Origin of the sequence: Halomonas sp. SH5A2 (genome assembly GCF_014263395.1) — a bacterium.
Taxonomy (GTDB): Bacteria; Pseudomonadota; Gammaproteobacteria; order Pseudomonadales; family Halomonadaceae; genus Vreelandella.
In genome coordinates this window covers 2668639-2693847 of record NZ_CP058321.1, presented here as the reverse complement: position 1 = coordinate 2693847, position 25209 = coordinate 2668639, and the positions used below count along the sequence as shown (strand labels likewise).

Sequence of the window (25209 nt, the reverse complement as noted above, 5' to 3'; positions counted from 1 at the left end):
ACGATTTGTGCGCTCAGCCTATCATAGTCACGCGTGTGGGCTGAGAATATTCGCTCAGCGAGCCCTTTACAGGGATAATAACGCGACATTGCCTTTTGATGCCTTGGTTCAGGAGTAATATGTGCGACCGCACTGGCTAATCAATACCGTTCTTAGTTTTGTTTTCATCGTACTGATGGGCGTCGTGACGTCTCACGCTCATGCACAAGCGATCTCGCTGCCAAGCCTCGGCGGTGGTGAATCAGAAGAACAGAACGAAGTTAGCAGCGAAGATTTTCAGGGATCGCTGAATGACGTGATTTCAATGCTCGAAAACGAAGAGCAGCGTAGCGAGTTGATCAACTCGCTGCGTGAATTGCAAACCACCTCGGAAAAAGCCAGTGAAGATGAAGGTGTTGTTCGCCAGGGGGTGCTGGGTGCGCTTGCGGATACGCTCACCGACATCGGCGAGCAGGCTCAGGCTGGCGGTTCCCCAATAGACGAGTGGCAGCGTCAATTGGTCAACGGCGGTGAGGGCTTGCAAGCCGTGGCCAGTAGCGCCAGTCGAGGCGAGACGATTCGTGCGGTAGCCGAAGGCGCTGTACTTGCATTGGTCTGGGTTGTGCTGCTGGTGGCCATGATTGGTGCGGGAAGGGTGATCGCAAGGCGTCGCGAGTGGCCGCTTGACTTGCCCCGCGACCCGAAAGGCTGGCTGATGGTCGTGCACTTTTTTCGGCGCATCCTGCCTTGGATACTGGCGTTTGCGATTACGCTGGGGATCGGCCAACTGATGCCTTATAGCCCGGGCAGGACCATGGTGTTGGTCGTGGCTTATATTTGCGTTTGTGGTCGATTGCTGTCGGTAGTGTTTGAAACCGTCGTGGCATTCTTCAGCCGTGGGCATCGGTTTACGGCCGTGCAACTGCTGCATCAGCGTGCACTGCGGGGCCTGTTTGTCATTGGTGCTCTGATCGCACTGGGCGATGCGGTGAATTCGAGCCGCATTGTTGAAATGCTGGGCAGCGAGCTTTCCAGCCTGGTTTCCGTACTGGCCAATATGTTGGCGGCGCTGATTTCGGCGCGCTTTGTGATCAAATTCAAACGTCCAGTGCGCCACCTGATCTGCAACCGCCCCTACAAGCAACGCCGGGATGCCAACACCGCTGTGGAGATGATCCGCGCGCTCGGTGGGCTGTGGCATATCCCCGCACTGCTGTTGGTCGGTGGCTCTTTGCTGGCGATTTTTATTACCGTTGGCGATGTGGGCACGGCACTTGCTCGGTCGATCATTTCGGCGAGCCTGCTGGTGCTGACGTTGGTCGTGACTGGCCTGCTGCGTCGCCAAGCGGAGCGCTTGGGTAAGCGCCGTCACCGTCGCCGTCGGCAAAGTCAGTACCGCAAGCGGCTGGAGCGTTTCGGGTTCGTGCTGGCACACATTTGTGCCTGGGTGGTCTTTGCCGAACTGTCGATGCAGGTCTGGGGTAGCTCGATGTTTGGCCTGGGCCAGCGCGGCCTGGCGGGTGCCCGGCTTGGCCCGGCCCTGGTGAGCCTGGGTGGAACAGTACTGCTGGCGTGGCTGGTATGGATTTTTGCCGATACGGCCATTCAGCGGGCGTTGATCTCATCGACCCGTTCCCGCGGTAAACGGGTCAATCAGGCCCGCGCGCAAACCATCACGCCGATGATCCGCAATGTCATTTTTATCACGATTCTGATCATTGCGATTATTGCCGGACTCGCCAATCTGGGCGTTAACGTGACGCCACTGCTGGCGGGTGCCGGTGTGATTGGTCTGGCGATCGGCTTCGGGGCGCAAACGCTGGTGCAGGATCTGATCACGGGTATTTTTATCCTGATCGAAGATTCCCTTGCCGTGGACGATTTCGTCGAAATCAACGGCCACATGGGCACGGTAGAAGGCCTGACTCTGCGCACAGTAAGGCTGCGCGACCTCGATGGCATCGTGCATATCATCACGTTCAGCCGCATCGAGTCGATCCACAACATGTCGCGCCAATTCGGTATAGCGCTGATGCGTATCCGTATTCCCCACGACATGAACATAGATGATGCCATTCACCTGATGCAGGAAACCGCCCAGGAACTACGCAAAGATCCGATGATGCGGCACCATATCTGGTCCCCGCTGGAGATGCAGGGGATCGACAGTTTTGACGACGGTGGTGCTATTTTGCGCATGCGGTTCCGTACCGCCCCCGAAATGCAATGGGACGTTGCCCGCGCCTTCAACCTGATGCTGAAACAGCGCATGGAGGCCGACGGTGTTGACCTGGGCGTGCCGCGCTTGAGCGTCACCATGGAGGGAAAGGCCGGTGGCCCGATGGAGCCGGACGGCAGCGTGGATATGAACCTGCAGGGTGACGGAGATGCCGCCGATAAGCGTCAGTCCAACGAGGAAGCCAGTGATACTGAGGAAACATCAGAGGGGAGAGAAAGGCCGACACCACCCAAACCGGCACCGATGCCCACTAAAGCTGAAATCAGGAAGGATGAACGGCAGCGCAAGGGAAGCGAAGAAAACAGTCGCCTATCCCGTGGCAAGCCCCAGGCAGAGGGCAAATCCCACTATGATGCCGATACCAGCCCCGGTCGCGAACACGGCGACGAGTAGCCACGGGCCTCGCCAACGCCGCCAGCGATTATACAGGGAGACCGCGTTGCTGACGCGGTCGACGAGTTCATCGTGACGCGAAATGGCATTATCGGGGGGCAGCGAAAAATCGTTGGCCACATCGCCTTGCCAGTGGGCCCCGTGGGTCAAGCCGAGTCGCGCACGCAGGCAACCAATATCGTTGAGCGTGTGGTGTAACGTATCGTAGGCCTCACGGTGTTCGTTGACCGTGAGAACACTCTCGGCGTCCTGGCGTAGGGCACTGTTGGGACAGCGCCTCACGGCATTCTGGATGTCGTGCTCGCTGGCTTCTGGTGAAAGCGATAGGCGTTGATACAAATCGCGCATAATGGTGTTGTTATTCCGTTGGTCGCGGCGTCTTTTTAGTAAGTTTGCATCAGGTAATCATACGCGTTTTTGATGCGCTGAAAACGCGCGGATGCGAGCGCCACCTGATGCTCGCTTTCGGTGAAAAAGCGGTCCGGGTGGTGGAGCTGTGCCATGCGCCGATAAGCGAGGCGTACGTCGCTACGGCTGGCTCCCGGCGGCAGACCGAGTACGGCCAGAGCACGGGTAGTGCGGTCCGGGGGCGGAGAGGTGCGCTGCCACTGGCGGCGCTCTCCCTGGGCGCGTTCGTATCGAGACCGGTCATGCTGCGCTCGTTCACGCTGAGCCTGTTCCCGGCGGTTCTGGTCATCGCGCTGCTGCTGGCGCTCACGCTCCTGACGTGCCTGGGCCTCTTCCTGTTGGCGCTGTTTTTCCTGCTGCTTACGCTGTTTTTTCTGTTCGCGTTGCTGGTTTTTCTGATGGGCCTGCTGTGCTGCTTCATCTCGAGCCTGCTGTTCAGCGGCAGCCTCTCGCGCCTTTTGGCTGAAATAGTCAGGGTTGTGGTGCTGCCAGTAAGTGTGACGGCTGGGGTCTTCGGGAGACCCGAGCGGCCTGCCGGTCAATTCATAAAACAGGGTGCTCAGCGTCGTGGGCGCCACATTGAGCAAGTCCGCCAGAAAACGCAGGATATAATGGTTGGCCAACGACAGGTCGCCGTCATCGGTCGCCACGGTGATCGACTGGTGCAAGACACTCAAACTGCGTTCCTGGGAGCACTCTTTACGCAGAATCTCGGCGGCTAACTGAATCGCTTGAAGGTCCTGACTATGGGCAATGCTCATGACCGGCCCTAATTCATGCCCATGACGAAACTGCGCCGTGACCTGGGCCAGGCGACGGCGCCGCTGGCCTTCCGACACGTGCTGGCGGTGAACTAGCACCCAGGCCAGCAACAGTAGCGTTGCCGTATCCACTTGGCTGCGGCTGTTTAACAGCACCAGCTCAAAGGGTGAAAAACGGGCCATAGACATCCACAGGCTCCCAAAGCGAAAAGAACAGCGGGCAATAGTGGCGTCAGGCGTGCCTTATGGCAAGGCCTTCACCTGTTCGAGATAATGCCATGTTATCGCATTGCCGTATCCAGGGAAGCAGGAGATTGGTGAGTTGATTAATGTAGAACGCAAAAATAGCTTTCAACTGCGTATTTCGCGGCGTTTAAAGGAAGAAACCTCTCACAACCTGGATATTTATCTGTTTGTGCCCGGTGAGTTGGGCCTTTCGACCCAACTAATTTCGGAGGAGGCGTTTTACCACGCGGCGATACAGGTATCGCGTACCTACTACAGCGACGAATACCATCTGCCTTTGGTACATAGCCGCTTGGCGAGTCGTCATCAGATGGACAGTGACTCGTATCGGCTGAGCCTCAGTCTTTACGCTTATCAATACGTCGGTGCCATGGAACGTACCACGCAGGCGATGTTAGCAAGCGCGCAGAAGATACGCCGTAGTGAAGACAAGCATCAGGTCGACCAGGAAAGCGTCCACCGCCTGCGCGACCGGCTGCAGGAAACCAGTGATTTGAGTGAAAGCATTCTGAGACGCCTGCGCCGCCATCCGCCCAGCGATGAACGACTGACCAAGTATTTCACCAACATCGATAATTACCTGTCGTGGTTTACCGAACAGCAGCTATTGGCGTTGGTCGCTCACATGCCAAGGGGCGGTGAGTTTACCCCTATCCGTCATCGGCTCGTGGCGATTTGCCAGCGTGAAGAAGCGTACCGGCGCGAGCAGGAATACAACGCCGAACGGGTAATGGCTGACCCCACCCGCATGTCCAATAAGATGCGCTTGTTGCGGCGCCTGATCGAATACCCCATCACCCTCAAACAGCAGCCCCAAGAGCTGGGTGGTGGCGAGCAAAAAGCCGTTAAGGCCTTGGCGACTGCCGTGGTCATGGCCTTTGTTTCGTTTGGCGTGCTCCGTCTACGCGATACCCTTGGCGATATTACCGCGCTGTTCGTGATTGCAATGGCCGTGCTGTATGCCATGCGTGAAGTCTTCAAAGACGACTTACGTAACACGCTATGGCGCTGGTTGCGCCGTGGGCGGCCTAAATGGCGGCGCCAGTACGTCGACCCCAACCGCAATGTGTCGGTGGGGCATCAACTCGAATGGTTCGACTATAAGCGTTATTCCTCCCTCGACGCTGAAATTCAGCAACTGCGTCGCCGTACCGTGGCACAGCGTGAAGAAGTCGTTTTGCACTATCGTTCCCGTTCGCGGATGTCACCGACCCGTTTCCTGAGTGGTTACGAACATACTCAGGAAAGTTTAACGCTGGATATTTCCATGCTGACGCGGCTGATGAGCAAGGGCAAGCACGACATCTATCGGCTTAAAGAAGGCCAGGCCGTGCGTGAAAGCGTCGAGCGACGTCACCTGTTTAATCTGGTTATTCGTGAGACGGGTAGCGAAGACCAGCCTTACCTTGCGCGTTGGAAGGTGGCGGTCAGTCGATCAGGTATTGTTGACGTGGAAAAAGTCGGGGAAAGCGGCACAGCAAAGGCCAGCGAATAAACTGCGCTATATCAAAAAGACGCCAACTAAATGGCGTCAGCATGGGCAACTGAAGAGCAGCGGACTAGTCTGAGATAGAGGGCTTTGCAAACTACGACGATAACGTCGCAAGGGCCCGTCGCTAGGAGGAGCACCATGCAAGCTATCGATATCATGACGCCCAAAGTAGTGAGTGTGGCGCCCGACACCGATGTGCGCGATATAGCACAATTGCTGCTGAGCCACCGTATTAGTGCCGTCCCCGTGGTGGATGGCGAGCATCGGGTGGTCGGGATCGTCAGCGAAGGCGATTTGATGCGCCGGTTAAAAGATGATGACGGCCACCCCCAGTCAGGTTGGCTATCGCTTTTGAGTGCCGGAAAAAGTGCGAGCGACTATGTGAAATCCCATGGTCGTAAAGCTCAGGATGTCATGACGCCGAACCCTCTGAGTGTCGAGGAAAACACGCCAATACACAGCATTGCTCGCCTGCTGGAAAAGCACCACATCAAACGCGTGCCTGTTCTGCGCGATGGCAAATTGGTGGGCATCGTCAGTCGCGCTAATTTACTGCAAGGCATTGCGAACGCCGTCGTGGGGCCGACGCAATCGCCCGCAGACGATCGGCAAATTCGCGAAGCCATCCTCAACGACGTTGAGCGCCACACCGATGTGCGCGTCGAAAATATCAGTCTGATAGTCGATGGCGGCGTCGTGGAAGTCTGGGGGCTGGTTGAATCCCTCGAACAGAAAAAGGCCGTGACGGTGGCGGCAGAAAACGTTTCCGGGGTGACGCAGGTTGAAAACAACCTGGGCATGATGCCCCGTGGCGTGGGCTATATGTAAGGTCAGCCGGTGACAGATGGCGAATAAAAATGCCCGCTATTGAGTAGCGGGCTTCTCGCGTTGATTAACTGATTTGACCCTGTGAGTTAGCTCACTGACGTGATGGCTTGCTCAAGGTTTTCCACGCTGCGCTGGGTGTGGTGCAACTTATCGAGACCAAACAGACCAATGCGGAACGTCTGGAAGTTGTCGCCCTCATCGCACATCAGCGGCACTCCGCCCGCCACTTGTACGCCTGCCTGGGCAAGCTTGCCGACCAGACCGCTGTCATCGGTGTAGCACACCACCACGCCGGGGGCGTCAAAGCCGTCCGCCGCGACGCTTGTAAAGCCATGGCGCTTGAGCATGGCGCGAACCTCGCGGCCGATCGCCTGCTGTTCCTCCTTGACCTTGCCAAAGCCGTAGTCGCGGGTTTCCTGCATGATATCGCGCAGCTGGCGCAAGGCATCGGTGGGCATGGTGGCGTGGTAGGCGTGCCCGCCGTTTTCGTAGGCCTGCATGATGCTGTGCCACTTGCCTAGGTCGCAGGCAAAGCTGTTGCTCTGAGTCTCGGATAGACGCTGGGTTGCACGGTCCGATAGCATCACCATGGCGCAGCACGGTGAACCACTCCACCCCTTCTGCGGCGCGCTGACTACTACGTCAACGCCGAGCGCCTGCATATCGACCCACAGCGTACCCGCGGCAATCGCATCGAGCACAAACAGCCCGCCGACCTCGCGGGTGGCCTGGGCGACGGTGCGAATATAGTCGTCTGGCAGCAGCATCCCGGCGGACGTTTCCACCTGAGGGGCAAAAACGACCGCAGGCTTTTCAGCGCGAATACGTTCGGCAACCTCGTCGGCGGGTACCGGCGCAAAGGGTGACTGCGGGTCGCTTTGGTCTTCCCGCCGTGCTTTAAGCACGGTGTGCTGGTCGGTCAGCCGGCCCATCTCGATAATCTGCGTCCAGCGGTAGCTGAACCAGCCGTTGCGAATCACCAGGGTTTTCTGATCCACGGCAAATTGGCGCGCAACCGCTTCCATACCGAAGGTGCCGCTACCCGGCACGATCACCGCAGCATGGGCGTTGTATACCTCTTTAAGCGTGGCGGAAATATCGCGCATCACGCCCTGAAACTGTTGCGACATATGGTTCAGCGAGCGGTCGGTGTAGACCACCGAATATTCCAGCAAGCCGTCGGGGTCGACGTGGGGCAGTAGTCCAGCCATGGCGTTCTCCAATGGTGTGGTGCGCTCTTGTTGGCACACTTTGTCCTGTACAAGCAGGTTTGCTTAAGAGTACGAGCTACGCACGCACAAAACCAGCCCACAGGGAGCTGGTTGTTAAAGCTAGGCAGCGGGAATTAACGCGGCGGCAGTTGCTCTGGCCCGAAAGCGTCGGGTAGCAGGGTGTCCATGGTGTAGGTTTTTAACACCTCGCCCTGGCGGGAGAGCACCATGATCTGCGTGTCAGGCGTGGCAAACTCGCGGATGCGCTGGCGGCAGTCGCCGCAGGGCGTGCACAGGTGCTCGCCTGGTCCCATGACATATACCCTGGCAAGTTCGCGCTGCCCGGCCGTGGCCATGGCTGAAATTGCCGAGGCTTCGGCACAGAGTCCTTTGTAGTGGGCCACTTCAACGTTGCAACCGGCGAACTGCTGGCCGTCCGGGCACTCCATCACGGCGGCCACCGGGTGGTTGGAGTAGGGCGCATAGGCATTGCCGAGCGCCGTTAGTAGTGTCTCAACCAGTGCCGAATCGACTTGGCTCATGGCGGTATCCTTGCTGTTGGCCTTCAGGTGCGCGCTGCGTCGTCGCGTAATACCGTGTCGAGCGCAATCGTCATCATGTCGTTGAAGGTGGTTTGACGGTCGGCGCTGGAGAGCGAGTCGCCTTTCAGAATATGGTCGGATACCGTGCAGATGGTCAGTGCCCGTGCGCCAAATTCCGCTGCTACGCCGTAAAGGCCTGCGGCTTCCATCTCGACGCCGACAATCCCGTAGCGCTTGAGCATTTCGGCCATCTCGGTTTGCGGGTTGTAGAAGAGGTCTGCCGAGAAGATATTGCCGACTTTCACCGGCACGTTTTGCGCGTTGGCGGCGGCGACCGCGTGCTGGGTCAGGTCGAAGTCGGCGATCGCAGCGAAGTCGTGGTCGTTGAAGCGCATGCGGTTCACTTTGGAATCGGTGCACGCGCCCATGCCGATGACCACATCGCGAACATTGACGTCGTCGCGTACCGCGCCGCAGGAGCCGACACGAATCACGGATTTAACGCCGTAGTCGGTGATCAGCTCTTTGGCGTAGATCGAAACCGAGGGGATGCCCATGCCGTGGCCCATGACGGAAATCTTGCGGCCTTTGTAGGTGCCGGTATAGCCCAGCATGCTGCGTACGTCGTTGACCAGGCGAACATCGTCCAGGTAGGTCTCGGCGATGAACTTGGCACGCAGCGGATCGCCGGGCATCAGCACGGTATCGGCAAAATCGCCCATCTCGGCATTAATATGCGGTGTAGCCATGTCACGCTCCCATGTAATTTACGGTCAGAATCAACCCTTCGCGGGGGCGCTGTGAACCCTTCCCTGGGCGCTACTTTCGCCATCTGACCGCCATGGATGGCGGAAATGCCGGAATTGTTGGGAACATTTTCCGGCCATGGCGAAAGACCCCCGCTACGGGTTGATTCTGACCTTTGTGCTAGAGGTTGGATATTTGCCTTTAAGCAGCGTCGGGTAGAAAGCTTTTGCCATCGGCCATGGCCGGTAGCAGGAAAAAGTCAGCCAGCGTTTGGCCGATATCGGCGAAAGTGCCGCGTTCGCCCATGGGGCCAGGGGTAAAGCCAGCGCCACGCACCATCACCGGGACGTATTCACGGGTGTGCTCGGTACCTTGCCAGCTGGGGTCGCAGCCGTGGTCGGCGGTGAGCAGCAGCAGGTCGTCATCGTTGAGGGCGGCAAAAAGCTCGGGCAAGCGGGCATCAAAGTGTTCGAGTGCGGCCGCATAGCCGGACACGTCACGGCGGTGACCGTAGACCGAGTCAAAATCGACGAAGTTGGTCATGATCATGGTCGGGCGGTCTCTGGTCTCTTTGGCGGTGCGCGCTACTTCGCCAAGCGTCGCGTCCATCAGCGCGTCGTGACCGCTGGCCTTGACCTTGTGGGTAATACCGCAGTGGGCGTAGATATCGGCAATCTTGCCAATCGAGACCACTTCACCCCCGGCATCGGCGAGTTTTTGCAGCACCGTGGGTGAGGGCGGCTCTACGCTGTAGTCGCGGCGGTTGCCAGTGCGCGCAAAGCTTGCGCTGTCGTCGCCGACAAACGGGCGGGCAATGACGCGGCCAATGTTGTAAGGCGCCAAGAGCTCGCGCACGGTTTCGCACAGTTCATAGAGTCGCTCAAGGCCGTAGTACTCTTCGTGAGCGGCAATCTGAAACACGGAATCCGCGGAGGTATAGACAATCGGCTTGCCCGTGGCGACGTGCTCTTCACCCAGGCGGGCGATAATCTCGGTGCCCGAGGCGTGGCAGTTGCCAATCACGCCGGGAAGATCGGCCTCTGCGACAATCTTGTCGAGCAGCTCGGCAGGGAAGCTATCGGTCTTGTCGAGAAAGTAGCCCCAATCAAAACGTACCGGCACGCCGGCAATTTCCCAGTGCCCCGAGGGGGTATCCTTGCCGCTGGAAATTTCCTTGGCGTGGGCGTAAGCACCCGCCAGCGTATCGGGCAGGCTAACGCCTTCGGCGGTGCTTCCCGTGGCGTCACGATGGGCGTGAAACAGGCCAAGTGCGGCCATGTTGGGCAGTTTCAATGGGCCTGAACGTTCGGCATTATCGGCATCGCCACGGGCGCAGGCGGCGGCAATATGGCCCAGGGTGTCAGACCCCTGGTCGCCGAACGTGTTGGCATCCGGCGCGCTGCCGATGCCAAACGAATCGAGGACAACAACAATCGCACGGCGCATCAGGCTTCTCCTCGGAAGGTGTCTTGAAGTAGCGTGTCGGCGGTCGCTGGGGCGTCACCCAAGGTGACCGCGGCACGAAGCTGGGCGGCGGCAAGGGCAGCGGCGTCTTCGCTTTTGGCGTGAACCATGGCGATGGGACGCTGACTATCGACGTGCTCACCGATTTCGACGATGTCGCTGAAGCCGACGCTGTGGTCGACGCTGGCGTCGTTGCGCAGGCGACCGCCGCCGAGTTCCACCACACTCATGCCGACGGCGCGGGTATCAATGCGCTGGATAATACCCGCTTGCTCGGCATACACGGGTTTAATGACGTTGGCTTTGGCCAGGTAATGATCCGAGCGCTCCATAAAGTCGGCAGGGCCGCCCAGCTCGCTCACCATGCGGGCAAAGACCTCGGCGGCCGCACCTGACGTGAGGGCTTTTTCAAGCTTGGTCAGCGCTTCCTCGCGGCTGGCGACCAGCTTGCCCGCCATCAGCATTTCCACCGCCAGCTCGCGGGTCACCTGCATCACCCGGCTGTTGGGGCGTTCGCCGCGCAACAGCGCCAGGGTTTCGACGATTTCGACCGCATTACCGGCGCAGGGGGCCAGCGGCTGGCTCATATCGGTGAGCAGGGCCGTGGTCGGCGTGCCTGCCTGGGTCGCTACGTTGGCGATGCTTTCGGCAAGCTCCCGGGATTTTTCTGGCGTGGGCATAAAGGCGCCGCTGCCCACTTTGACATCCATGACCAGCGCATCCAGGCCGGAGGGCAGTTTTTTGCCCAGGATGGAGGCGGTGATCAGCGGGATGGATTCCACCGTGGCGGTCACGTCGCGCACGCCATAGATGCGTTTATCCGCCGGTGCCAGGTTGCCGGTCTGACCGATAATCGCCACGCCGGTGGATTTGACCACGTCGCGAAAACGATCAGGCTCGGGGTAGGGGTCGTAGCCGGGGATCGACTCAAGCTTGTCCAAGGTGCCGCCGGTGTGGCCCAGGCCTCGCCCAGAAATCATTGGCACGAAGGCCCCGCAGGCGGCCACCCAGGGGCCGAGTACCAGGGAAACCAGGTCACCCACGCCGCCGGTGGAGTGTTTGTCGACGATCGGGCCAGGAAGATTGAGCGAATCCCACTGCATCACATGACCCGAGTCACGGGTTGCCGTGGTCAGCGCGACAACTTCCTCGCGGGTCATGCCGTTCAAAAACACCGCCATGGTAAAGGCGCCAATCTGGGCGTCGCTGATGCGGTCGTCAGCAATGCTCTGTACAAAGGCCTTGATTTCCTCTGCCGGCAACGGTTGGTTATCGCGCTTAAGGCGAATCAACTCTTGCGGGAGCATATTAGTAGCCTCCGTCAGTACGCGAGAGCGATGCGGTCTGCGGGTTGCCACTCAGGGTGTTCAGCAAGTCCCCCAGCAGGCTGGAGGCACCAAACCGGAAGTGGCGAGGCGAGACCCACTGGTCACCCATGATGTTAGCGGCGAGAGCCAGGTATTCAGCGGCCTCTTCGGTCGTCTTGACGCCGCCCGCTGCCTTGAACCCTACATCCTTGCCGCTGTCCTTGATGGCCTGGAGCATGATTTCGGCGGATTCCAGCGTTGCGTTGACCGCCACTTTGCCGGTTGAGGTCTTGATAAAGTCGGCGCCGCCTTCAATGGCCAATTCGCTGGCCCGCTTGATAAGCGCAGGCTCTTTGAGCTCGCCGGCTTCAATGATGACTTTCAAAAGCGCCTGGCCGCCGCAGGCTGCATGGCACATTTCCACCAGCTCTCGGCCGGTTTCTTCGTCGCCCGCCATGAGGGCGCGATAGGGGAAAACGACATCGACTTCGTCCGCGCCGGAGGCAACGGCTTCGCGGGTCTCGCGGGCGGCGCCCATGATGTCGTCACCACCATGGGGAAAGTTGGTGACCGTGGCGATTTTGACGTCACCATTGAGCTCGTGGGCGGTGAGGGCGCGACGCGCGGTCACGACAAACTGGGGGTAGACACATACCGCTGCCGGGTAGCCGAAGGGCGTTTTCGCCTTTTTGCACAGCGATTCGGTGGACGCATCGGTATCGGTATCGTTGAGACTGGTCAAGTCCATCAGTGAAAGCGCCTGGCGCGCAGCAAGGGTCATGTTAATCGAAGCGGTCATGGACATCTCGCACAGTGTTAGGGTTTAAGAACGACTGAAAAAAACGGGCACTACCGTATATGACAGCAGCACCCGCGTAATCGTTGAATGTTACGTTAAGAAGCAACGCTGCCCAAGGCGATAAAGAAGCCTGCAATAGAGGCCGACATCAGGTTAGACAAGGTGCCTGCCAATACCGCCTTGACGCCAAAGCGGGCGATTTCCTTACGGCGAGAGGGGGCAATGCTACCCAGGCCGCCGAGCAAAATCGCAATAGAGGATAAATTTGCAAAGCCACACAAGGCAAAGGAAAGAATCGCCATGGTGTGTGCGGTCATCGCTTGGCCAGTGGCCGCGACCATCTGCTCACCTTCAATATAGGGTGCAAGGTTGATATAGGCGACAAACTCATTAACGACCAATTTTTGGCCAATGAATGAACCGGCCAGTGTTGCTTCTTCCCATGGCACACCCAGTAAAAAGGCCAACGGGGCAAACAGCCAGCCCAGAATCCACTCAAGGCTTAACGATTCAAAGCCGACCCAGCCGCCAACGCCGCCAAGAATGCCGTTGATCAAGGCGATCAGCGCGATGAAGGCAAGCAGCATGGCTCCGACATTGGCAGCCAGCATCAGGCCCGAGGTTGCCCCCGTCGCTGCTGCATCCAGCACGTTGCTTGGCTTGTCTTCCTGCTCCTGCAATTCTTCCTCCACCTTGGAAACGCTGTCGCTGTCTTGCGCATCCTGGGTTTCGGGCATGATCAGTTTAGCAAACAGCAGACCACCGGGGGCCGCCATAAAGGAGGCTGCGACCAGGTATTCCATGGGAATGCCCAGGGCGGCGTAGCCTGCCAGTACGGAGCCCGCCACTGATGCCAAGCCGCCACACATGACCGCAAACAACTGAGAAGGTGTCATACGGGCGATAAAAGGACGCACGACGAGCGGCGCCTCGGTCTGGCCAACGAAGATGTTTGCCGTGGCGGAAAGCGACTCGGTACGCGAGGTGCCCAGTGCCTTTTGCAGGGCGCCACCCAGAATGCGGATGACCCATTGCATGATACCGATGTAATAAAGCACCGCGATCAGCGAGGAGAAAAAGATAATCACCGGCAGGACTTTAATGGCAAATATGAAACCGACCTCGTCAGCATCTGCCAAGCTGCCAAACAGAAAGCTGATGCCGTCATCGGCGTACACCAGAATCTGGCTAACGCCGGCCGAGATCGTCTGCAATACGCTTTGGCCGAAGGGCACATAAAGTACAAAGGCGCCAATGCCCGCTTGAATGCCGAAGGCACCCAGCACCGTACGTAAGCGAATCGACTTGCGGTCGTAGGAAAAGATCAGGGCGATAATCACCAGGGTGACCATGCCGACCAAGCTCATCAGGAGTGTCATAAAAAGATCCTTCGCGTTCGCCGGTGTGCTTTACAGCAGGTTGAGCTTCACAGTGTAAATCATCGCGTTCTGATAATTATTAGGCGTGCCTAGTTTCTCATCAGCGTAGCGGTACTGGATGCCGGTAGTGACCAACTCGGTAGGGTGCCACCAGAGACTGACCGCACCGTTAGTGCCGACGCTGTTGGCTTTCGACTCAGGAGGCTGGTAGTTCTGCTCTAGGTATTCGTCGTCGCGGCCAAAGGTCTGCTCGTGCCAGTTGGTCACGCCAAAGTCCTGACCAAACGCAGTGAAGTCGTAACCGGCGACCCAGCCCGCCATAAAGCCGTTAGAGCCGGTATAGCTGTTACTTTGAACCCGGGCGGCCCCCAGAAATGGCTTAATCCATAGACCGTTCTCAAAATTGGCTATATAACCCAGGCCGAGGATTTGATCCTGTTCGCGGAGGTTAAAGCCATAGTCGCGGAAGTCGTATAGGTGGGCATAAATCGACAGTGGGCTGTCGCCCAGGTAAATGTGCGAGGTTAGCTTGCCCGCCGTGCGGAAGTTATCGGTGCCGCCGCTAGCTTCGTCGAATTGGTCGTTGGTGGGGTTCTCAAAATCAAAGAAGCCGTAAAACTCACCCCATTCGTAGCCCAGGCCGCCTTCGATTTCGAGGAACATGAAATCGCTCTTGGTGGCATTATTGGCGGTGCGGTCTTCGGTGCCGTCAGACCAGTCCAGATAGTTGACCGATACATTGGCAAACGACCAAATCGGATCGAAGGTATCAGCGTTAACGCTACTGGCAGCACTGGCCATTAATATGCCAGCGCCAAGCGCCGCGAGAGACGTGCGTGATGGGGTAGCAGTGGTAAAACGAGAACGAGCAGTCATGGTAGCCTCAGCAGGTTTGTTAGTTGCAGTTTTGATCCGTCTGTACGACGAACGTGAGGGCTGGCGTGGACCCGAGTCAGCGGGTTTATTGCGTTGTAATGTTAAAATTATAACATTTAGTGTTGTTTTTCTAACGCCAATTTGCAACTTTTATCACACCAACGGTCATTAAATGAAAAACCAATGACATGAATTTCAAGAATCGTTGGTTTAATGGTAATTCTCTGGTCGCTCGCTCAGCATAGGGGGAGCCCTCAGCAAGACGGCAAGAATTCTCAGTGAACCAGGGAAATAACCCCAGCAATAACCCTAGGCCCATTCAATGACAACAGGCCGTTACCAGGAGAAGCTGTCAATGAAAGACCGAAGCGCGTTGCGCTTGGCAACGTTGCAAGAAGCACTCGCCAGCGGTGGGACGCTGCATTTGCGCGATGCGGCTGAGCTGTGTGGTGTGTCCGAAATGACCATTCGGCGGGATGTTAACGCCTACCCGCAAGTGATTAGCCTGCTCGGTGGCCGGTTGGTCATGGCGCACACCCCGGGTGTTACCCCGGTATATGATCTTACCGAGCAGCAGGCCAGCCACTACCAGGCGAAAAACCGCCTGTGCCAACGTGCTCAACGGTTCATAGAAGATGGCGATACGCTGTTTGTCGACTGTGGCTCGACATTGATGCCGCTAATGAATCAACTGAGTGGTTATCAGGAACTGACAGTGATTACCTATGCCCTCAACATCGCGAATGCTGTCGCACCCTTGCCGAACGTGCGACTGGTGTTGCTGGGTGGCTTGTTTTATCCGGCGTCGCAGACTTTTGCCAGTGACACCATGGCCGAGTCCATCGAGCGGTTGGGTATTAACAAGGCGTTTATTTCGGCGGCGGGCGTCGATGTGCAGCGTGGGGTGAGTTGCTTTCATTTTCATGAGGTGCTGCCCAAGCAGGCGGCAATGGCGGCAGCCACGAAGCGTCTTTTGGTCGTCGATGCCAGTAAATTCGGCGTGGTGCGGCCAGCCTATTTTGCCTCGGTAAGTGAGTTTGATGTGGTGGTCACCGATGATGAGAGCGCACCCGGTATGCTCCATCAACACAGCACATTGACGACGATTACGGCCCCATAGCTTAATTTTCATTAAATTAGCCAAGTTATCTTTAAGCTGCCGACCAATCGTGGCAGAATTCGCCGCGTTTACCTGCGGCAAATCGTCTCTTCTCATCTGCGTCATTGATGCGAGAATAGCCATCGTCTGCAGTAACTGTGTTTGGCGCTAGCCTGCCAAACGATCCTCTCTCGCGATCAGACGTCGACGTTAAGCAGTTGCTTATCGGCTGCGTTTTTTCAAGAGACTTTGTTAGCTAGCTACTTAGCGGCTTGTTTGCAATGTTTGCCTCCCAGCCCTGACGAGGTCGTAACATGAGAAAAAACCTCTACGCCAAAGCGGCAGGTCTTCTACTGTTGCTTTCTTTATTTTTACTGCTGGGTGGTTGTAGCTCGGCGTTGATGGACCCGAAGGGTCAAATTGGCGTCGAGCAACGCACCCTAATTCTGACAGCCTTTGGCATCATGCAGATCGTCGTGCTTCCCGTTATCGGGATGACGCTGTTCTTCGCATGGCGTTACCGTCGTGGTAACCACAAGGCCGCTTACACGCCTGATTGGGCACACAACACCTGGGTTGAAGTGGTGGTGTGGCTGATTCCTTGCGTTATCGTCCTCTTCCTCGCCGGGTTGACGTGGTACACCTCAAACAGCCTGGACCCGCACAAGCCCATTGCGGAAGAAGGCGAGGAAACGCTTGAGATCCAGGCAGTGGCAATGGATTGGAAGTGGTTGTTTATCTACCCCGAGCAAGGTATTGCATCGGTCAATGAACTGGCCATCCCAACTGACACGCCGGTACGTTTCCGCGTCAGTTCTGCCTCGGTAATGAATGCGTTCTTTATTCCCGATCTTGGCAGCCAGATTTATGCCATGGCGGGCATGGATAACGACGTTCATTTGATTGCTGATGAAGAAGGTACTTACCCAGGTCGTTCCACCAACTACAGTGGTTCAGGCTTCTCGGGCATGACCTTTGAAGCGCATGCGACATCGGAAGAAGGCTTCGATGAGTGGGTTAGCGAAGTGAGCGAGTCTTCAAACTCGATCAGCTTTGACGATGGCTATCGCGAGTTGTTAAAGCCAAGCCGTAACCATCCGGTCGAGTACTTCTCTGAAGTATCGCCGACCCTTTATGAAGACATTCTCAACAATTATCACAACGGTGAGCCAGTTGAGGTGCTTCCTAATGAGACCGGATACAAACATGCCAGTAGCGATCATCAAGAGCAGGACGGCGATATGGCGATGAACGCGGAGGCAGCGGAGTAGACTATGTTTGGAAAACTCGGTTTAGACTCGATTCCGTTTTATGACCCCATTATCGTAACGATGATGATAATGACTGTTATAGGCGGAGCGGTACTGGTTGCGGGGATTACCTACTTTCGTAAGTGGGGCTACCTGTGGAATGAGTGGGTGACTTCGGTCGACCACAAGAAAATCGGTATCATGTACTTCATCGTGGCGCTGGTGATGCTGATCCGCGGCATTGGTGAAGCGCTGATGATGCGTTTGCAGCTGGCGATTGCCTCTGGTGGGTCAGAAGGCTTCCTGCCGCCGGAGCACTACGACCAGTTGTTCACGACCCATGGCGTGATCATGATCTTCTTCGTGGCCATGCCCATGGTCATCGGTTTGATGAACCTGATTGTGCCGCTTCAGATTGGTGCGCGCGACGTCGCTTACCCGTTCCTGAACAATCTTAGCTTCTGGCTGTTTGTATCAGGTGCGATGATTGTCAATCTATCTCTGTTTATAGGCGAGTTTGGTACAACCGGCTGGCTGGCCTATGCGCCTCTTTCGGGGATTGAATACAGTCCAGGGGTCGGGGTTGATTACTGGATATGGGCGTTGCAGATATCCGGGGTCGGTACCACGTTGACGGGGATTAACTTCTTCGTGACGATCCTGAAAATGCGTGCGCCGGGCATGAAGCTGTTCCGCATGCCGATCTTTACGTGGACTTCGCTGTGCGCCAACGTGCTGATCATCGCGTCGTTCCCGATTCTGACCGCGACGATTGCATTGCTGACGCTTGATCGTTATCTGGGGATGAACTTCTTCACCAACGATCTTGGTGGCAATGTGATGATGTACGTCAACCTCATCTGGGCCTGGGGCCATCCTGAGGTGTACATCTTGATCCTGCCGGCATTCGGGGTATTTTCTGAAGTCGTAGCCACCTACAGCCGTAAGCGACTCTTTGGCTATACAACCATGGTATGGGCGACCGTCGCGATCACACTGCTGTCCTTTCTGGTGTGGTTGCACCACTTCTTCACCATGGGGGCGGGTGCCAACGTCAATGCCTTCTTCGGCATCATGACGATGATCATCGCTGTACCCACGGGTGTGAAGGTATTCAACTGGCTGTTCACCATGTACCGCGGCAGTATTGAGATGTCAGTGCCCATGCTGTGGCTCATCGGTTTCATCATCGTCTTTACCATCGGTGGTATGACTGGTGTGATGCTGTCGCTGCCAGCCGCTAACTTTGTGCTGCACAACAGCTTGTTCGTTATCGCCCACTTCCACAACGTGATTATCGGTGGTGTGGTGTTCGGCATGATGGCGGGCATGTACTACTGGTTCCCGAAAGCGTTTGGCTTCAAGCTCGATGAGAAGTGGGGCAAGTTCAGCTTCTGGTGCTGGCTGATCGGCTTTCTTATGGCCTTTATGCCGCTCTATGTGCTCAGCTTCGATGGGGCCGTGCGTCGCATGTCGTCCTACGAACCCACTGAATGGCAGCCGATGATGATCGTCGCCTTAATCGGCGCATGTATTATCCTGCTGGGTATCTTGTCAACACTGATCATGGTGGCGGTTAGCGTCAAGAACCGTCATAGCATGAAGTATGCTGACATGAGCGGTGACCCTTGGGATGGCCGTACGCTTGAGTGGGCAACCTCTTCGCCTGCGCCGTTTTACAACTTCGCGCATCTGCCGAAAATCAGCGGTATTGATGATTTCTGGCGCCAGAAGCAAGAAGGCCGTGAAGCAATTGGCACTGGGCCTTACCAGGATATTCACATGCCGCGCAATACCATTGCGGGACCGGTGATCAGTCTATTCTCGATGATCTTTGGCTTTGCCCTGGTGTGGCACATCTGGTGGCTGGCGATTGTCGGTGGTATCGGTATGTTCGTCGCCTTCATCGCACGCGTAGCCAATGACGACATTGATTACTACGTGCCAGCGGCAGAAGTCGAGCGTATTGAAACTGCACATAAAAAGCGCCTCGAAGAGTATCGGGAGTGGTTGAAGCAGCATCCCGAAGAAGCGTCTCATCTACAGGTTCGGATGCAGGGGTAACCATGGCGAGCGAAGCAGTAAGTAAACACGACGATCACGCGCATCCAGAGACGCATGATCACCACGATACCGGCAGCATCAAGGTATTCGGTTTCTGGGTTTACCTGATGAGCGATTTGGTGATCTTCGGAACACTATTCGCCACATTCGCCGTGCTCCTTCGGGGCACGGCCGGTGGGCCCGACGGCTCCGAGATCTTTGATCTACCCTTGATCCTGGCCGGTACGTTCATGCTGTTGATCAGCAGCTTTACCTACGGCATGGCGGTGCTGGCAATGACCGCCGAGAAGGTAGATCAAGTCAAAAAATGGCTATGGATCACCTTCGTGCTGGGGGCAGGCTTTATTGCCCTCGAGATCTATGAGTTCCAACATCTCATTCATCTCGGCTACGGTCCTGATCGCAGCGCCTTTTTATCAGCCTTCTTTACTTTGGTTGGTACACACGGTCTGCACGTGTTTTTCGGGCTGGTCTGGATCCTGGTAGTGCTCTATCAATTGCGCACCAAGGGTCTGAACGATATGACGCGTCCGCGTATTCTGTGCCTTAGCTTGTTCTGGCACTTTCTGGATATCGTGTGGATTTGTGTATTCTCATTCGTCTACCTGATGGGGGTTCTGTAATATGAAGGATTCACCCGCTTCACACGGCAGCGTTAAGTCGTATGTGACAGGGCTCATTCTGTCCATCGTGCTGACCATTATCCCCTTCACGGTGGTAATGACCGGCGCGCTGAGCATGAATGCCACCGTTTGGACGATCGTAATTACCGCCATCGCCCAGATTTTGGTGCAGCTTGTGATGTTCATGCACATGGACACTAAGCAAGAGGAAGGCTGGAATTTCATGTCCTTCGTCTTTACCTTGATTATTCTCGGCCTGGTTGTTGGAGGTTCGTTGTGGATCATGCAGAACCTGCACCTCAATCTGCACATCGGGTAACGTTTATGGCAAAGATGGGCGATTATTTCGCCCTCACCAAACCGGGTATCATTGGTGGTAATACGATTTCGGTGATGGGCGGCTATTTTTTAGCCGCCCGCGGCGATTTTGATCTATTGCTATTTATGAGCGCGGTGGTGGGCCTGGCGCTGGTGATTGCGTCGGGCTGTGCCTTCAATAACGTGATCGATCGCGATATCGACGCGGTGATGAGCCGCACGCGGACACGGGCTCTGGTTCAGGGCCGCATCACGCCGTTTGCGGCACTTTGCTTTGCGGCGTTACTGGGTATCGCTGGTTTCGCTGTGCTGGCACTGGGTACCAATGGCTTGACGGTTGCGCTGGCTGGCTTTGGCTATGCCATTTATGTCGGGGCCTATAGCCTTTACATGAAGCGTCACTCAGAGTACGGGACTTTGGTTGGCAGCCTTTCAGGTGCGGTACCGCCGGTAGTGGGATACTGTGCCGTGACGAACCAACTGGACGCAGGCGCGCTCACGCTACTGTTGATTTTCTGTCTTTGGCAAATGCCGCATTCCTATGCGATTGCTATTTTCCGGATGGATGATTATCGCGCTGCCTCGATTCCGGTTCTGCCGGTCGTCCGTGGTATTGCTTCGGCTCGCCGCTATATCCTTGGCTACATTGTGGCGTTCATTGCGGCATCATTGGCATTGGCGCTGGCTGGCTATGCGGGTATTGGCTATCTGATCGTGGCATTGGTCATGGGAAGCTATTGGCTTTACCAAGCCGTGCAGGGCTATCACGGAAGCGATGATATCCGCTGGGCCAGGCGCGTGTTTGGCGTATCGATTCTGGCGATTACAGCGCTTAGTGTTGCCATGTCGCTGGATGCCAGCCTGCTGTCGTTACCTCCGTTGTTAGATCGTTGGTTATGAAGTACGTCAGAAATTAGGCAGGAGTGCAATGCTCCTGTCTATACTGTCTGTAAGCCCGATTCGGGTTTGACCGACTATCCCGTCGGTTAGAATAAAAAGGACAGTAGGAGACGTACCCATGCTGACACACGTCTGGGGCTTAATGGCCCATCCTCAGCGCGAATGGAAACAAATGCACGACGAGCACGAAACGGTGTTTCACCTTTATGCTCATCACGTGTTGATTCTAAGCGCAGTACCCGTTGTTTGTTCCTTCATTGGCACCACGCAGTTTGGCTGGGGGCTTGGCGCCGAGCGCACCATCCAGTTGAATATGCTGGATGCCTTCTATGCGGGCATCGTGTTCTACTTGGTCATCCTTACGGCCGTGTTGTTCATGGGCAACGTTATCCACTGGATGGCCAAACGCTTTGTTGACACCCCCCCGAATCGTCGCCGTTGCGTCAAGTTTGCGGGTTATGTCGCGACCCCCATGTTGCTCAGCGGCATTGTGGCACTTTACCCCATCGTATGGCTCTGCCTGCTGGCCGGCGTGATTGGCCTTTGCTGGTCGGGTTATCTGCTTTACGTGGGGATACCGAACTTCCTGGATATCTCTGATGAGCAGGGGTTTATCGTTTCCAGCGCGACCTTGGCAATTGGGGTGCTGGTATTGGAGATGCTTCTGGCAGCGACGGTGCTGCTGTGGGGCTACGGTGAGCGGATAATCCTGAGCATTCTGCAATAGCCAGTGAGGTCTTGCCTTCTTTATACCTTTAGCCATCAAACGCCTGCCGCCTCATCGTCAACGATAAGGCGGCAGCTTTGTTTTGCTGAGTCAGAGTCGCTGACTGGCCTGGATGGCGGTAAGGGCAATGGTGTAAACGATATCATCGACCAACGCGCCACGTGAGAGGTCGTTCACCGGCTTGTTCAAGCCCTGCAGCATGGGACCAACGCTGACCACGCGAGCGCTACGCTGAACGGCTTTGTAAGTCGTGTTGCCGGTATTGAGATCCGGGAATACGAACACCGTGGCCTTGCCCGCTACTGGTGAGTCAGGCGCCTTTTGTTTGCCCACGCTCTCGATGGCGGCGGCATCGTACTGTAGCGGACCATCGATAGGTAAATGCGGCGCGCGTTGCTGGGCAATGCGGGTCGCTTCGCGCACCTTGTCGACATCGGCGCCGGTACCGGAATCACCGGTAGAGTAGCTGATCATCGCGACGCGTGGCTCGATACCAAAGGCTTCGGCAGAACGGGCGCTCTGCAGGGCGATCTCCGCCAGGGTTTCAGCGTCCGGGTCAGGGTTCACTGCACAGTCCCCATAAACCACGACCTGTTCAGGCAGCAGCATGAAGAAGATCGACGACACCTGGCTGTATTCCGGCGCAGTTTTAATCAGCTGAAACGCGGGCCGTACGGTGTTGGCCGTGGTGTGTACAGCCCCTGACACCAAGCCATCGACTTCATCCAACTGCAGCATCATGGTGCCGAGTACGACATTGTCCTGCAGCTGAGCCTCGGCGGTTAACTCGTTAAGCTTGCCGCGTCGCCGGTCCACCATGGGCGCGATGTAATGCGCGCGGGTGCTTTCCGGGTCGATAATGGTCAGCTCGTCTGGCAGCGTCAGGCCGCGGTTGCGGGCGATGTTGTCAATGTCATCGCGGTTACCCAGCAGCACACAGTTGGCAATGCCGCGACGCTGACAGATAATCGCCGCTTCGATGGTGCGCGGCTCGTCGCCTTCCGGCAGCACAATACGTTTCTTGGCTTGTTGAGCGAGCTTGACCAGCTGGTGGCGAAACGCCGAAGGCGAAAGACGATGCGTGTAGCCGCGACTGAGATGGGTTTTTAGCCATTCCAGGTCGATATGGGCAGCAACATAACGAGCGACCTGTTCAGCGCGCTCGAAATCGTCCATGGGAATTTCGCTGCTTAGCAGGCTCAAGTTCTGGGCGGTGGTCAGGCTGTCGGTGTCGACGGCCAGCACCGGCAGACCGGTTTTCAGTGCGGGCCGACACATTTCAATCATGTTGTCGTTGGGCATAAAACCGTTGGTCAGCAGCACGCCTGCCAACCGGGTGCCGTTCATGGTGGCAAGGGCAGAGGCCAGTATCACGTCGTCTCGGTCGCCAGACGCCACGACCAGGCTGCCCGGCGTGAAAATATGCAGCGCATTGGCAGCGCTGCGCGCGCAAAGGCTGGTGGAAAGCACCCGACGGCTGACGGCTTCGCCCTCGTTCAGCAACCTGGCATTCAACGCCCGGGCGACATCCAACGTGCGCGGTGCGCTGAGCGCATTGCTGTAGGGGACAACGCCTATCAGATGAAATTTATCTGTCGCCAGAGCAGGGGAATACTGCCGGAGTTCCGCAAGCACCGACTCTTCCAACTGAGGTTTGAAGGTGCCCGGCGCTGCAGAAAGACTATCTTCATGAGCGTAAGGCAAGTTTTTCATACGCATCAAAATACCGCCCAAGGTGCGGCTTGAGCTGACACCGCCGAAGCTTCGGGCGTGCATATCCAGCTCTTCGGCGAGCCGCTGCGGGTCATCCAGATCACCGGTGCCCACCAGAATGATCCGTGCGTTGAGCGCGTGGGCGAGCTGTGCATTGGTTTGGGTGGCGTAGGTAGTGTGCTGAGTAGGCACCACCCCTTCGACGACCACCAGATCCAGTGCGCTGCCGTCGCGATAAGCCTGCTGGGTGACCTGGTCGTAGAGCTCGATGACATTTTCCATCAGTTCATCGGTCTGGTTGTCGCGCAGCAGGCGCTCCAGGCGGGCCTGGGAAATAGGCGAGGGCGGACGCTGGTTTAGCGCACGGGACACCAGCGCCGTTGAGCGGTCAAGCCCCGGGCCGTTCAGCTCGTTCTGCATGAACGGTTTGAGGAAGCCCGCCTTGAGGCCGATGGTGTCCAGCGCCTGGATCAGGCCGAGACAGGCGGAGGTTAACCCGGCCCCTTCGCTGGTGGGTACCAGTAAAATGGCCTGGGGAGCGTCGGCGGGGGTATTCATGCGCGGGTCTCCATACAGTGGCGGGTTTCCATGGCGATACGGCCTTCTTCGTCGGTAGGGATCACCCAAACCTGTGGGCCTTGCTGGTCGGCGTTATCCAGCCTGCCTTCCTTACCGCGAATCGTTGCTTCGTTGGCCGCGTCGTCCAGAATGAACCCGAAGTGGGGAAGCAGGCCGATGACATGGCGGCGAATGAGCGGTGAGTTTTCGCCGATGCCGCCGGTAAAGATCACCCCGTCTAGCTGGGGCAGCGCGCAAGACAGTGCGGCCAGCGACTTGGCGATACGGTAGCCAAATACCTCCAGCGCCAGGGTAGCGCCTGTGTGGCCTTCCGCAGCGGCGGCTTCTATCTCACGCATGTCATTGGTCAGGCCTGAAAGGCCCAGAAGCCCGCTTTGTTTGTTCAGTACCTGATCGATTTCGTCCAGCGACCAGCCAAGCTGACGATGCAGGTGGGCGTGAAGGCCAGGGTCGACATCGCCACTGCGGGTTCCCATCACCAGACCTTCCAGTGGCGTTAAACCCATGCTGGTATCCAGGCTTTGTTTTTGCCACACGGCGCTGGTCGAGCAGCCGTTACCCAGGTGAGCGGTCAGCCAGCCGCCGGCACCCCGTTCGCTCAGCTCGCCGGCGCGCTGGCTAACGAAGGCATGGCTGGTGCCGTGAAAGCCGTAGCGGCGAATGCCATGCTCGGTATAAAGCGCTTCAGGCAGCGCATAGCGGTAGGCGCGCGGCGGCAGGGTTTGATGAAACGCGGTATCAAACACGGCGACCTGGGGAAGCGATGGAAAGACTTTTTGAGTCGCAGCAACACCGGTCAGGTTAGCCGGGTTATGCAGAGGCGCCAGGGCGGCGGTGCTTTCAATGGCGGCGACTACCTGCTCATCAATCAGAGCAGCTTTTGTGAAATGCTCCCCGCCATGGACGATACGATGACCCACTGCAGAGGGTAGGCGGCCTTCCAGGCTATCCAGAATGGCGCTTATCGCTTCGGCATGGTCAGCGCCAGGCAGTGATTTGATAAAACGCTCACCGGCACTATCGTTACCCTTTAGCTGTGCATCAGCACTGCCCAGGCGCTCGGCAATACCGTCAAGACGTGTCGCCTTTGGGTCGGCATCGATCAATGCGTATTTAATGGAAGAGGAACCGCAGTTAATGACCAGTACCGATGCGTTCATAGGGGCCTTCTGTCGATAGAGAGACAAGGTAGTTAGTTAGACGTTAGTATAACATGTAGAGAGGTTGACGGTCAGTGCGCCTATGTCGTTAGCCTTCTAGCTAAG

At 57.0% G+C, this 25209-nt stretch carries 22 protein-coding genes; 10 read left to right on the top strand and 12 right to left on the bottom strand.

Annotated features, from left to right (window positions below):
- The first annotated feature begins 121 nt into the window (after positions 1 to 121).
- Positions 122 to 2611 carry a mechanosensitive ion channel family protein gene (locus HXW73_RS12635; RefSeq protein ID WP_186253433.1) on the top strand — a complete coding sequence of 830 codons (2490 nt, stop codon included), beginning with the start codon at positions 122 to 124 and terminating at the stop codon, positions 2609 to 2611.
- Here HXW73_RS12635 and HXW73_RS12630 read toward each other — a convergent pair.
- The gene (locus tag HXW73_RS12630; protein ID WP_186253432.1) at positions 2528 to 2959 is read right to left on the bottom strand and encodes a hypothetical protein; all 432 of its coding nucleotides are present in this window, start codon (positions 2957 to 2959) and stop codon (positions 2528 to 2530) included. The two genes, HXW73_RS12635 and HXW73_RS12630, sit on opposite strands and share 84 nt — an antisense overlap.
- 35 nt (positions 2960 to 2994) lie before the next feature.
- Entirely contained in the window at positions 2995 to 3969 is a 975-nt protein-coding gene (locus HXW73_RS12625; protein WP_186253431.1) for a J domain-containing protein, read from the bottom strand.
- Positions 3970 to 4102: 133 nt separating this feature from the next.
- Here HXW73_RS12625 and HXW73_RS12620 point away from each other — a divergent pair, with 133 nt between their 5' ends.
- A complete protein-coding gene (locus tag HXW73_RS12620; protein WP_186253430.1) occupies positions 4103 to 5521 on the top strand; it encodes a hypothetical protein in 1419 nt (472 codons plus the stop codon).
- 135 nt (positions 5522 to 5656) lie between these two features.
- Positions 5657 to 6346, top strand: a complete 690-nt coding sequence (locus HXW73_RS12615; RefSeq protein ID WP_186253429.1) for a CBS domain-containing protein — start codon at positions 5657 to 5659, stop codon at positions 6344 to 6346.
- Positions 6347 to 6432: 86 nt separating this feature from the next.
- Here HXW73_RS12615 and HXW73_RS12610 read toward each other — a convergent pair whose 3' ends face one another.
- From HXW73_RS12610 to HXW73_RS12575, 8 genes are all read right to left on the bottom strand, one after another.
- Positions 6433 to 7557 carry an aminotransferase class V-fold PLP-dependent enzyme gene (locus HXW73_RS12610; RefSeq protein ID WP_186253428.1) on the bottom strand — a complete coding sequence of 375 codons (1125 nt, stop codon included), beginning with the start codon at positions 7555 to 7557 and terminating at the stop codon, positions 6433 to 6435.
- Between the two features lie 134 nt (positions 7558 to 7691).
- Positions 7692 to 8099, bottom strand: a complete 408-nt coding sequence (cdd, locus tag HXW73_RS12605; RefSeq protein ID WP_222105002.1) for a cytidine deaminase — start codon at positions 8097 to 8099, stop codon at positions 7692 to 7694.
- Between the two features lie 23 nt (positions 8100 to 8122).
- Positions 8123 to 8848: a purine-nucleoside phosphorylase gene (gene deoD / locus HXW73_RS12600; protein WP_186253427.1), complete on the bottom strand. Its 726-nt coding sequence runs from the start codon at positions 8846 to 8848 to the stop codon at positions 8123 to 8125.
- A gap of 199 nt (positions 8849 to 9047) precedes the next feature.
- Positions 9048 to 10292: a phosphopentomutase gene (locus HXW73_RS12595; protein ID WP_186253426.1), complete on the bottom strand. Its 1245-nt coding sequence runs from the start codon at positions 10290 to 10292 to the stop codon at positions 9048 to 9050.
- Complete coding sequence (gene deoA, locus HXW73_RS12590) at positions 10292 to 11617, bottom strand: thymidine phosphorylase (protein WP_186253425.1); 1326 nt, start codon at positions 11615 to 11617, stop codon at positions 10292 to 10294. The genes HXW73_RS12595 and deoA overlap by 1 nt, the downstream gene beginning before the upstream one ends.
- Before the next feature lies 1 nt (position 11618).
- Positions 11619 to 12422 carry a deoxyribose-phosphate aldolase gene (gene deoC / locus HXW73_RS12585; protein WP_186253424.1) on the bottom strand — a complete coding sequence of 268 codons (804 nt, stop codon included), beginning with the start codon at positions 12420 to 12422 and terminating at the stop codon, positions 11619 to 11621.
- An 89-nt stretch (positions 12423 to 12511) separates the two neighbouring features.
- Entirely contained in the window at positions 12512 to 13795 is a 1284-nt protein-coding gene (locus HXW73_RS12580) for a NupC/NupG family nucleoside CNT transporter (RefSeq protein WP_186253423.1), read from the bottom strand.
- A 30-nt stretch (positions 13796 to 13825) separates the two neighbouring features.
- On the bottom strand, positions 13826 to 14596 hold the full coding sequence (locus HXW73_RS12575; RefSeq protein ID WP_446719012.1) for an outer membrane protein OmpK: 771 nt from the start codon (positions 14594 to 14596) through the stop codon (positions 13826 to 13828).
- 430 nt (positions 14597 to 15026) lie between these two features.
- Here HXW73_RS12575 and HXW73_RS12570 point away from each other — a divergent pair, with 430 nt between their 5' ends.
- The 7 genes from HXW73_RS12570 to HXW73_RS12540 all read left to right on the top strand — a co-directional run bounded on the left by HXW73_RS12570 (position 15027) and on the right by HXW73_RS12540 (position 21652).
- Positions 15027 to 15791: a DeoR/GlpR family DNA-binding transcription regulator gene (locus HXW73_RS12570; protein ID WP_186253421.1), complete on the top strand. Its 765-nt coding sequence runs from the start codon at positions 15027 to 15029 to the stop codon at positions 15789 to 15791.
- A gap of 293 nt (positions 15792 to 16084) precedes the next feature.
- Positions 16085 to 17041, top strand: a complete 957-nt coding sequence (cyoA, locus tag HXW73_RS12565) for a ubiquinol oxidase subunit II (RefSeq protein ID WP_186253420.1) — start codon at positions 16085 to 16087, stop codon at positions 17039 to 17041.
- A 3-nt stretch (positions 17042 to 17044) separates the two neighbouring features.
- A complete protein-coding gene (gene cyoB, locus HXW73_RS12560) occupies positions 17045 to 19084 on the top strand; it encodes a cytochrome o ubiquinol oxidase subunit I (protein WP_186253419.1) in 2040 nt (679 codons plus the stop codon).
- A gap of 2 nt (positions 19085 to 19086) precedes the next feature.
- Positions 19087 to 19707 (top strand): cytochrome o ubiquinol oxidase subunit III, encoded by a 621-nt coding sequence (gene cyoC, locus HXW73_RS12555; RefSeq protein WP_186253418.1) that lies wholly within the window; start codon positions 19087 to 19089, stop codon positions 19705 to 19707.
- A 1-nt stretch (position 19708) separates the two neighbouring features.
- Positions 19709 to 20026: a cytochrome o ubiquinol oxidase subunit IV gene (gene cyoD, locus HXW73_RS12550; protein ID WP_186253417.1), complete on the top strand. Its 318-nt coding sequence runs from the start codon at positions 19709 to 19711 to the stop codon at positions 20024 to 20026.
- A 5-nt stretch (positions 20027 to 20031) separates the two neighbouring features.
- Positions 20032 to 20925, top strand: a complete 894-nt coding sequence (gene cyoE, locus HXW73_RS12545; protein ID WP_186253416.1) for a heme o synthase — start codon at positions 20032 to 20034, stop codon at positions 20923 to 20925.
- Positions 20926 to 21043: 118 nt separating this feature from the next.
- A complete protein-coding gene (locus HXW73_RS12540; RefSeq protein ID WP_186253415.1) occupies positions 21044 to 21652 on the top strand; it encodes a Yip1 family protein in 609 nt (202 codons plus the stop codon).
- 90 nt (positions 21653 to 21742) lie between these two features.
- Here HXW73_RS12540 and pta read toward each other — a convergent pair whose 3' ends face one another.
- Both pta and HXW73_RS12530 read right to left on the bottom strand, forming a co-directional pair.
- Positions 21743 to 23923, bottom strand: coding sequence for a phosphate acetyltransferase (pta, locus tag HXW73_RS12535; RefSeq protein ID WP_186253414.1), 2181 nt, complete (start codon positions 23921 to 23923; stop codon positions 21743 to 21745).
- Positions 23920 to 25104 (bottom strand): acetate/propionate family kinase, encoded by a 1185-nt coding sequence (locus tag HXW73_RS12530; RefSeq protein ID WP_186253413.1) that lies wholly within the window; start codon positions 25102 to 25104, stop codon positions 23920 to 23922. The genes pta and HXW73_RS12530 overlap by 4 nt, the downstream gene beginning before the upstream one ends.
- Positions 25105 to 25209 lie beyond the last annotated feature (105 nt).